Annotated in this window: 11 protein-coding genes; 10 read left to right on the forward strand and 1 reads right to left on the reverse strand. The window is 61.4% G+C overall.

Annotation, left to right across the window (positions count from 1 at the left end; translation table 11 throughout):
* The 6 genes from A2J01_RS30460 to A2J01_RS30480 all read left to right on the forward strand — a co-directional run.
* Window positions 1-323, forward strand: a 323-nt coding sequence (locus tag A2J01_RS30460; RefSeq protein WP_064114228.1) for an Asp23/Gls24 family envelope stress response protein, incomplete at its 5' end; no start/stop codon positions are given.
* Window positions 320-889, forward strand: coding sequence for a DUF6286 domain-containing protein (locus A2J01_RS30465; RefSeq protein WP_054187563.1), 570 nt, complete (start codon window positions 320-322; stop codon window positions 887-889). The genes A2J01_RS30460 and A2J01_RS30465, both read left to right, overlap by 4 nt.
* Complete coding sequence (locus tag A2J01_RS30470; protein WP_054187562.1) at window positions 886-1,470, forward strand: hypothetical protein; 585 nt, start codon at window positions 886-888, stop codon at window positions 1,468-1,470. The genes A2J01_RS30465 and A2J01_RS30470 overlap by 4 nt, the downstream gene beginning before the upstream one ends.
* 64 nt (window positions 1,471-1,534) lie before the next feature.
* The gene (locus A2J01_RS37260) at window positions 1,535-1,657 is read left to right on the forward strand and encodes a hypothetical protein (protein WP_003943707.1); all 123 of its coding nucleotides are present in this window, start codon (window positions 1,535-1,537) and stop codon (window positions 1,655-1,657) included.
* 219 nt (window positions 1,658-1,876) lie between these two features.
* Window positions 1,877-2,140 carry a GlsB/YeaQ/YmgE family stress response membrane protein gene (locus A2J01_RS30475; protein WP_047890188.1) on the forward strand — a complete coding sequence of 88 codons (264 nt, stop codon included), beginning with the start codon at window positions 1,877-1,879 and terminating at the stop codon, window positions 2,138-2,140.
* Window positions 2,141-2,228: 88 nt separating this feature from the next.
* The gene (locus tag A2J01_RS30480) at window positions 2,229-2,426 is read left to right on the forward strand and encodes a CsbD family protein (protein ID WP_007726588.1); all 198 of its coding nucleotides are present in this window, start codon (window positions 2,229-2,231) and stop codon (window positions 2,424-2,426) included.
* 33 nt (window positions 2,427-2,459) lie between these two features.
* Here the strand turns inward: A2J01_RS30480 and A2J01_RS30485 are convergent, their stop codons facing one another.
* Window positions 2,460-3,182 (reverse strand): hypothetical protein, encoded by a 723-nt coding sequence (locus tag A2J01_RS30485; protein WP_003943634.1) that lies wholly within the window; start codon window positions 3,180-3,182, stop codon window positions 2,460-2,462.
* 306 nt (window positions 3,183-3,488) lie between these two features.
* On the opposite strand from A2J01_RS30485, the gene A2J01_RS30490 reads away from it, so the two are divergent.
* The 4 genes from A2J01_RS30490 to A2J01_RS30505 all read left to right on the forward strand — a co-directional run.
* Complete coding sequence (locus tag A2J01_RS30490; protein ID WP_064114229.1) at window positions 3,489-5,450, forward strand: hypothetical protein; 1,962 nt, start codon at window positions 3,489-3,491, stop codon at window positions 5,448-5,450.
* Complete coding sequence (locus A2J01_RS30495; RefSeq protein ID WP_064114230.1) at window positions 5,447-7,180, forward strand: ABC transporter; 1,734 nt, start codon at window positions 5,447-5,449, stop codon at window positions 7,178-7,180. Before A2J01_RS30490 ends, A2J01_RS30495 begins: the two co-directional genes overlap by 4 nt.
* Before the next feature lie 46 nt (window positions 7,181-7,226).
* The gene (locus tag A2J01_RS30500) at window positions 7,227-8,375 is read left to right on the forward strand and encodes a cellulase family glycosylhydrolase (protein ID WP_054187559.1); all 1,149 of its coding nucleotides are present in this window, start codon (window positions 7,227-7,229) and stop codon (window positions 8,373-8,375) included.
* 571 nt (window positions 8,376-8,946) lie between these two features.
* Window positions 8,947-9,255: sugar phosphate nucleotidyltransferase (locus A2J01_RS30505; protein ID WP_269455346.1), on the forward strand; the 309-nt coding region annotated here is incomplete at its 3' end.

Raw genomic sequence — 9,255 nt, forward strand, 5'->3', positions numbered from 1 at the left:
GAGACAGAGTCGCGCAGAAGTTGGTTCTCGAGGCGACGCGCGGGACCCCGGGGGTGCGTCATCACGCCGGCGGCATGGACAAACTGACCGGGCGTGAACTGCCGAGGGCGCGAGTGCTGGTATCCGGCAAGCGGGTACGGGCCAAGGTGGACATCGCGATCGAGTGGCCCGGATCCTTGTCGGTCATCGGTACCGCGGTGCGAGAGAACGTGACAACCCAGTTGCAGTCTGTATCGGGCCTGGACGTAGACGGCGTGGACGTGGCGATCGTGAGCGTTCTCTTGGCATCGACCACGCGTGACGCGGGAAGGAAAGTGCGATGACCGCCGACAAGGTCGCACCACCCACTGCCTCGAGGGCTGCTGCTCCTGTTCCCCTTGCGGCGCCCGGATCGGCCGTCACGGGATTCCTCATCGCCGCGGCGCTACTTGCGCTCGGCGTGGTCGGCGTCCGCGACGCGCTGGTGGATACCGGCGTGATCACCGGGTCGCAGTGGATACCAAGTGCTGCCGCATATGTGGACGGGCTCGCGTACCAGGGTTGGATGTTCCCGGCGGGGATCGCAGCCGTCGTTCTCGGCCTGTGGTTCGTCATCCTCGGACTCAAACCGCGACGAAAGACTGCCAATGCCTTGGTCGGAGTCGCGAATACGTGGATCGATCCCGCCGATGTAGCGGCGATAGCGTCTGTTCGCGTCGAGTCACTGGCCCAGGTTCGATCCGCTTCGTCACACGCGACCCGGCGCAAGCTGGAAGTGAAGGCCTCGGTCACGCCCGATGGAGCCGCCACCGCTGAATCGGAAATCCGTGCGGTGCTGGGGGACTTGGCCGGGTCGCTGTCACCATCGCCGCGAATCAAGGTTCGTATCCAGACGGGATCGCTGTCATGACTCGGACGGCGACGGCGATGGATCGCGTGGCGACATGCGTCGTGGGGATGCTCGCGATAGCGGTGGGAGTTGCAGCGATCCTGTGGAATCGCGACGTGATCAAGGATTTCCCGGCGCGTATCGAGATCCCGTGGGCTGAAGATCTTGTCGATCACTCGTGGTGGCCATGGGCTGTCGGAGCTGGGGGAGTATTGCTAGTCCTCCTCGCGTTGCGGTGGTTGATCGCGCATGTGCCGCTGCGTCGGGTGAAGGAGATCACGGTCCCTGGGTCGAACTCGCACAATTCCATCACCGCGGATCTGGGTGCGGTGGCGGAAGGGGCGAGCGCATCACTGGAGGACTTCGACGAAGTGTCGCGTGTCCGAGGAAAAGCGTTGCTCGATCGTGGAGTTCGCACGATCGATTTGCGAGTGACATTGAGACGTAGCGTCGTATCCGGATCGGAAACGTTGTCCGAGTTGATTTCTCGCGTCACTGACACGGGGGATCAAGTCGCTGCGGTGGTCGGTGATCCATCCGTCGCGACCAGAACTCACATCGCCGTGGAAAGCGCGAAACGCGATGAGCCGAGAACTCTCTGATCAATCGAGGTTTGAGCCTCCCGACGGCCGGGTATTGGTAGACCTCCCGATCGTGCACAGAGTCATGGATGTTGCTGTGGCACTGTGCGTCACGGTGCTCCTTGCGACCGTCACTTCGATGGCGATCGCGATCGTAGTGACGCTGATCATGTGCGCGTCGGTGAGTGTCGTTTCTCGTATGTGGTGAATCGCCAGTCATTTTGGTTCTGTCGTGAACACCTGATAGAAAGGTAAGCAGACAATGTGGCTGCTACTGAGTGCACGATCCCCCGCGTCGTGCGGCGGAGAGTCCGGTTGTGTGCAAACACAACCCGCGATCACGGTCTAGTTGCGCGGGCCGATCGCTCGGAACTCTCCCTTCACCGGCAGTCTCTCATTGCGCCGTCCCTTACCTCAAGGAGTCACAATGCTCTCACTCGGAATCATCGCCTGGATCATCATCGGTGGACTAGCGGGTTGGATCGGCAGCAAGATCATGAAAACCGATGCGCAGCAGGGGATCTTCCTCAACATCGTTGTCGGTGTGATCGGCGGCCTGATCGGTGGTTTCCTGCTTCGAGTCTTCGGCGTCGATGTCGAGGGCGCGGGTTGGATCTTCAGCTTCCTCACTTGCCTCCTCGGCGCTGTCATCTTGCTGTTCCTGGTCAAGGCAGTCACCGGAAAACGCTGACACATTTGTCCACGCAGTTCGAGTTCGACTGAATCCACGACCGAATTCCACGGCCGAACGCACGACCGAACCCAAGAAGGAGAAATACATGTCTGACTTCATCGACAAGGCAAAGCACCGCGCTGAGGATCTCATCGGCGAGGCGAAGGAAAAGTTCGGAAACGCCACGGGCAACGATGATCTGGCTGCCGAGGGTGTTGCCGATCAGGGCGAGGCGAAGGTCAAGAAGGCCGGAGACACTGTCAGTGACAAGGTCTCGGATATCAAGGACAAGTTCACAAGCTGAGTGAGCTTCAGCGCGGTTGATCGGCACGTCCGGTCAACCGCGCTTTTGTGTGCCTCCCCGGCCGTTGCGGCTACCGCGATACGCGAACTTGCGCGTTTCTGCGAGCCACTCCGGAAGCATGCGCATGTGGGCCGGTGTGTTCAGAATCGGATCGAAGGACGGCTGGAGGCAATCCGGGTGGTCCTCGACTTCGTCGAGACAGAGATGCCCGATCGGTATCAACTGAAGTTGAATTCTCGCGAGGTACACGGAGAAGTGCAGCGGGGAATGATCGACCGCAGCTTTCAATGCAGACAAAGAAGTGCCGGCCGGATGGACACCGCGCGGTGTCACGATCAGCCACGCCGCGGCACCGCCCGCGCGTGAGTAAGGAACCAGTGTGCTGTATCTCGCGCCGTTCCACGAGAAAGCCGGAGCTGGAAACATTTTCGAGAAGGTAGAAAGTCCTGATGTTGCGAGAAGAATGTCCCACGGGTTTTCATCTGCGCCGACATCGTGCAACCGAAGCGCCAGGCCGAGTACGTCGGGTAGGTCTCCGGGTGTTCCGAGGGCTTTCGACATTCGAGCGGTGACGGTAATCGTCGACGACTCCGATACCGGCCACCATGGGGTGGCCGGCTTCAATGTTCCCTTCAGCTCGATCCCGTGAGGGTGAAAAACCCTGGCCATGCGCAGCGATGATGCGAAGTGGAACGGCGCACCGACCAGCTTCCCGATCGCACTCTTGCCGGCGGGGATGATCGAATTGATCGTCACAGCTTCCTTTATCTGAGAATTCTCCGCCCGTGAAGCGCCCGGACTGGACGGACGTTCAGGCGTATTGACGGGCTTTTCAGTGGCGTCTTTCGACTTCCCAGTGGTGGTGATTGCTAATCATGTGACATGCCGTAACAAAAGTCTCGCCCGCCGGGATAATTAGCCAAACGCATAAATTGGTCGTTATGGTTTGTTTGTCCGTAACGGTGCGATCGGACCTGCGACCGTCGCGAACTGGCGAGATTGCTACTCGTGATTTGTGTTTGGTGATTGCGCGGAAACAAGAAATGTCGAGGAGACACGCTGATGGGCCACTCTCGAACCTGGCTGACGCGCGCGCTGGCAATGCCGGTGGCTGTCGCGGTCACTTTGTTGCTTCCGCTCGGCAGTGTCGCCTCCGCCCAGGATTTCGAGGACGACGCAGATACTTCGGTGGCCGCCGCAGCCACAACTCCGATCTCCTTCACCGAACTCGGACGAGGAACAGACATCGTGTTCTCCTCCGATGACGCACCCGTCTTGGTGACCGTGCCGGTGCCGGACGGACTCACCGCAACAGCCGTGACCGGAATCCTGACTGCCCCGACCGACTTCAGTAGGGGTTGGCTCGAAGTGACTGCGGACGGCAGATTGGTGAGCCGCGTCGACTTCGACGCCGGGCAGGCCGGAACCGGCCTACCGATTTCGGTTCCGTTGCAAGGTCTCGAAGTGGTCGACCGGAGCGTGACCGTGTCGATGATCGCTCACCTCGTTCCCGTCGACGACCGCTGCTACGACCGAACGAGATACCAGCCCCTTGCGCTCCGGGATGCCTTTGTCGCCTACGACGGTGCCGAGCAGCAGCCCACGACTGTTGCAACCTTCTTTCCGCCGATTTTGAGGAAGGCAACCATCTACGTCACGGATGGTTCGTCACGGTCACAGCAGAGTGCGGCTCTGCAGCTGAGTGCAGCGATTGTCAACAAGTACGGAAGTCAGCCTGACGCCGTGGTGGTGGAACAACTGCCGAACGGCCAGAGTCTGCCGTCCGCTGAGCCGGGACTGTTCGAGAGAGCTGTAGTACTCGGCAACAGTGGGGACGCCGGCATCGATCTCGCGGCTGCTCCGAATGGTGCACCAGTGCTGCGAATTTCAGGGGACGACAAGACCCTCGTTCCTCAGGTCAGTCTGTTGGCGGCGAACTTCGACGGCTACTGGGCGGCGAGCAGGGCGCTCGCGTCACCGGACAACACAGTTGCCCAGATTTCCCAGGACGCCATCACCGTCGGTGAGCTGAAGCTCGGAACGTTGACGGCTTCCGGTCTCAATCACATCGAGGTCGACGTCCCGTTCAGCCAGTCGCAACTGGGGCGTCCGATGAAGGACGTGTCGATCCGAATGATCGGTTCCTATGTACCGCTGCCGAATTCACGCAACGGAGAACTGTCGATTTCGCTGGGGGACTCACGGCTTGCTTCGCAGACGGTGAACGAGACAGGGCGCTTCGACATCGGCGTCGATGTTCCGAACGAACTCCTGCGTCGCGACCTGACCTTCGAAGTCTCGATGGATGTGACCGGCGACTTCCAATGCGGCACCAGTAGCCCGTCTTCGCTCACTGTCGATCCGGCAAGCACCATCACGTCCACTACCGGATTCCCGCCGACGCCTGGAGGATTCCAGGCATTACCGCAGTCGATGCTGCCCACACTCGATGTCGGTTTGAGTCACGGTGATTTCGCAGATCTCGTTCGCGCGCAGCGCCTCGTTGTCGCGATGCAGCGGTTGAGCTATCTGCCGCTGCAACCGCGTGTGCTCCCGTTCGGCGACGCGGCGACCAGTTCGCTGCCGGCGTTGTTGATCGCGGCGGACGGGAAGCTTCCCACTCCGGTGGCTCTACCCATGGACACAGCAGATCAAGGGCTCCTGCGCTTGCAGGGTCTGGAATTCGGTGGACAATACGGTGCCTTGCAGGTGGTTTCGGGTTCGCGCAACGAAGTGGTGGCGCTGACCTCTGAGGGTGATGCGGCCGATGCCGACGGTCTGCTCAACTGGTTGGAAGGTGGGAAGGACCGGTTCGCAGAACTGACCGGCGATCTCCTGGTCGCGCCTCGGGGAAGTGAGCCCTTCGATGTCGGAGTCAACGTCGCCCCGTTGGGCACCGCGACCTCGGCCGAAGAGGAGACCGGACTGAGCGCGGTCACGATCGGCTGGATCGGATTCGGGACCGTGGTTCTGATCGCTGTTGCCGTCGGTGGTGTGCTCGTGGCTCGGCGTCGCGGACAGTGACCGTCACCGATCGCCCGGCCCTGTCCGTCGCGGTCCACGATCTACCGGGCCGCAAGCCATGGCGGATGTTCGTCGCGCTCTTCGCGATCTACACCGCGTTGGGCGTGTGGATGAACGCGGGTATCGGGTTCATCTTCACCGATTCGCTCAGCCGCGTCGCCGCGGTGTCGGCGATGTTGCTCAGCCGTGATCCGCACTTCGCGGCGATCGGGTTCGTGTTCACCCCGTTGACGGCGGCAGTCCAGATTCCGATGGGCCTGATGGGTCATTGGTGGCCGGATCTGCTGCGGTGGAACATCACTGCGGTCGTGATGTCCGCGGCCTTCATGGCTGGTGCTGTGATTCAGGTACGTGGGATCAGCCGCGACCGTGGGTGTGCGCGATGGGTCACCGTCGTCCTGACCGTGCTGTTCGCTGTCAACCCGATGATCGTCATGTACGCGGCGAGCGGAATGAGCGAAGCTCCGTTCCTCTTCTTCGTTCTGTGGGCGACACGTCGATTGATTCGGTGGATGCGAAGCGACGACGTACACGACCTCATCGGTGCCGGCCTCGCTTTCGCTCTGGCGTACCTCACCAGATACGACGCATTGGCCCCGCTGTTCGTCGCGGTGATGCTGGTGACCGTGGTGAGTTGGCTTCGTTTCCGTCCGACTGCTGAGGAGCGCGGCGAGGGCGCGGGGCCTGGCTTGCGGCTCTGGGCAGCAGCCCTCGACGGTGCCGTAGTGCTGATGCCGGGATTCCTTGCCCTAGCCTTGTGGTCGTTTGCCAGTTGGCTCATCACAGGTCAAGCGTTCCAACAGTTCTCGTCGGTCTACGGGAACAGTTCCATCCTGGAGCAGGCTGGTGCCGGAACCGACTCACCGATCGCCCGTCTTGCGTTCTCGATTACCGAAATGGCCGTACTCGGCCCGGCGCTCCCGGTGCTCGCGGTCCTTGCAATCATCTACGCACTTCGGCGGCGCGACACCGAAGTGGTCGTGCCTCTTGTGTTGTTCGGCGCCATCCTCGGTGCCCAAACCTTGCTCTACGTGATGGGATCGACGTTTCCCCTTCTGCGCTTCTACATTTCGATCATTCCGCTGTGTTTCGTGTTGGTCGTCCTGATCGCACCTCGCGGTGCGCCGGTCGTCACGCGTCGACCGGGGGCTGCTGCGTCACGCTCGGTATCGACGTACCCCGAGCAGTCGGGGCCCTCTCTGCCCCTTGTGATCTCTCTGTGCTTGCTGGTCGGGTCGACGCTGGTCACGTTTGTCGCGATGGGTAATGCGCGGATCGCAGTGCTCGAGCATTCCATTGCCAGTGCGATCATTCCGGGCCGGCAGAACCTGGAGGAGCAGACGAATCTGCGCACGTTTGCGGCCGAGCGTCGCATCGCCAGATACCTGGACGACTTGGCTCTGCCGGAGGGGTCGGTTCTGCTCGACACCGTGCAGAGCTATGCCGTCGTGGCGTCGTCGAACAATCCTCGGCAATTCGTCGTGCCTTCCGATGCGGACTTCGTGCGCGTACTGAACAACCCCGCCGAACATCACGTCGAATACATCCTGTCGGTGCCGAACACCGGTCGCGGTGTGTCGGACGCGGTCAATCGGCGCTATCCGACGATGTACGACACCGGGGCCGGCGGTGTGGGAGCGCTGGTACTCGAGGTTCCCAACGACGGCGGCATGGACCCTTCGGCCTGGCGTTTGTATCGCGTCACCGGTGAACGGCAAACGGGTCGATGAGGCAATTCGTGTGGGAGGATTGTCCGTATGACGTGGATGGTTGTAGATGTCTTCTGAAGAAGTGCGTCCGCGTGTGCCTGGCACAGTGCGTCGACGTATCGCTGCCGCTGTAGTCAGCTTTGCAACCGTCGCGGTGGTGACAGGAATGTTCACGACGCCGGTGGTTGCCGATTCGCCCAAGACGGTTCGGGTGGGAGCGTCGTCGAGCGGACTGACGCTCGACGGACAGCCATGGTGGCCTACCGGGCTGAATGCTTATCAACTGGCCACTGATTGGTCGGTGAACTTCGGCTGTGGCGCCATGGTCGATCTCGATGCCTACTTCGGTTCTCTGCCACCGAACTCCGTCACGCGTTTCAACGCGTTCCAGGCGCTCGCGGTGAACAAGGTGTCCGGGGAGATGGATTTCGGCCCGATGGACGCGGTGTTCGACGCTGCGGCGCGACACAATCAGTTCACGATTCCGGTGCTCTCACCCCAGGACAGCGGGTGTGATGACGGGCTGTTCAAATCCAGGGACTGGTACACCGACGAGTGGAAGGTCGCGAACCTGATCCCAGGTCGAGCCACCATGAGCTTCCAGGACTGGATGCACACCGCCGTCGACCGTTGGAAGAACGAGCCTTCCGTCGCGGCGTGGGAATTGGTGGGGGAGCCGGAACCGAGCCTGTGTACCGATGCCGCCTGCAATTGGTGGACAAGAACGTGCCCGTCTGATTCCGCGCAGGTGTTGCGGGAGTTCTTCGACACGGCAGGCGCCGAACTTCGGGCGATCGATCCGAACACCCTGATCACGGCCGGATACGTCGGGGGCGGTCAGTGCGGCACTGCGGGTGACGACTACCAGTACGTGAGCGAGTCCGACTTCGTCGACGTTCTGCAGTATCACGACTACGGAGCAGACGGGGTTCCGCTTCCGGGCGACCAGTGGAACGGACTGGCGCGTCGCATCGAACAGGCCGCGAACGTCGGGAAGCCGTTGTTGGTCGCCGAGACAGGCGAATTGGCAGGCAGTTGTGAATCACTGGCGACCAGAGCCACGAATATCGAGACGAAGCTGACGGGGCAGAAGGTGGCCGGTACGGCCGGAGCTCTCCTGTGGGCATTCGTGCCGGATCCACGGCCGAACGAATGCACGATGGATATCGGGCCTGACGATCCACTCTTCGACGTAATTGCTTCACTGGCAAGTTAGGACACTGCGAGTAGTCCACTGGGAGTTCCGCCCAGTGGGAGTATGGTCACGATTTGATAACAACCTGAACCTGGTGTTGCGGCGTGATGATCGTATTTCGTTCGTATTCAATGGTATTCAGTGGCATTCACCTGTGGATAACCGAACTTGAAGGCTGGTGAAGTCGCACGGGACCATCGATGCGACGCCTCCAGGACCTACGTCCGGGTCGGCTGGGGACGGTCCGGTTGAGGCGCTGAGTTCGGAAGTTGTGTCGTACCTGTCTCTTTGGTCAGTTGCTACGTCCCGCCGTGGTCAACGTCGAAATACGATCACAACCGTTCGCCGCGGTAACGGGTAGTGCGCGGAGTGCGGCGCGCCCCTCGTGGAAGTGACATCGAGGGGTGGTGTGTAGCTCTCGCGCGCAACGAATTCCGAGTTCGAGTCAACTTGCGGCGGCATCGGCCGCCCGGTAGACCTTGTGCGCAGGCTGTACATGCGGTGTGAGCTTCGGTCGTCGAAATGAGGGGACGACCGCTGCATGCGCGTAACGGTAAGTGTGTGAAACATCGCGTGAGCGGAGAGGTGAACGATGACTGGGTGCGCTGAACGGCCTTTCAAGACTGCTGTGGTTCCGGCTGCCGGAATGGGGACTCGTTTCCTCCCGGCCACCAAGACGGTTCCGAAAGAGTTGCTCCCCGTGGTCGATACACCCGGGATCGAGCTGGTCGCCAGCGAAGCGGCGCAAGCAGGCGCGGAACGTCTGGTGATCGTCACTGCGCCGGGCAAGGCATCGGTCGTCGGGCATTTCGTCGAGGACCTGGTGCTCGAGGGCAAGCTCGCCGCCAGCGGGAAGCACCATCTACTCGAACGTGTGCGTCGGGCTCCGGGCCTGATCTCG

It is taken from the genome of Rhodococcus sp. EPR-134 (genome assembly GCF_001647205.1).
GTDB classification, from domain to species: Bacteria; Actinomycetota; Actinomycetes; order Mycobacteriales; family Mycobacteriaceae; genus Rhodococcus_F; species Rhodococcus_F qingshengii.

Coding starts and splice junctions, on each gene's coding strand:
- A2J01_RS30470 (WP_054187562.1), top strand. CDS start 886: ATGACTCGGACGGCGACGGCGATGGATCGCGTGGCGACATGCGTCGTG.
- A2J01_RS30500 (WP_054187559.1), top strand. CDS start 7,227: ATGTCTTCTGAAGAAGTGCGTCCGCGTGTGCCTGGCACAGTGCGTCGA.
- A2J01_RS30480 (WP_007726588.1), top strand. CDS start 2,229: ATGTCTGACTTCATCGACAAGGCAAAGCACCGCGCTGAGGATCTCATC.
- A2J01_RS37260 (WP_003943707.1), top strand. CDS start 1,535: ATGGATGTTGCTGTGGCACTGTGCGTCACGGTGCTCCTTGCGACCGTC.
- A2J01_RS30475 (WP_047890188.1), top strand. CDS start 1,877: ATGCTCTCACTCGGAATCATCGCCTGGATCATCATCGGTGGACTAGCG.
- A2J01_RS30465 (WP_054187563.1), top strand. CDS start 320: ATGACCGCCGACAAGGTCGCACCACCCACTGCCTCGAGGGCTGCTGCT.
- A2J01_RS30490 (WP_064114229.1), top strand. CDS start 3,489: ATGGGCCACTCTCGAACCTGGCTGACGCGCGCGCTGGCAATGCCGGTG.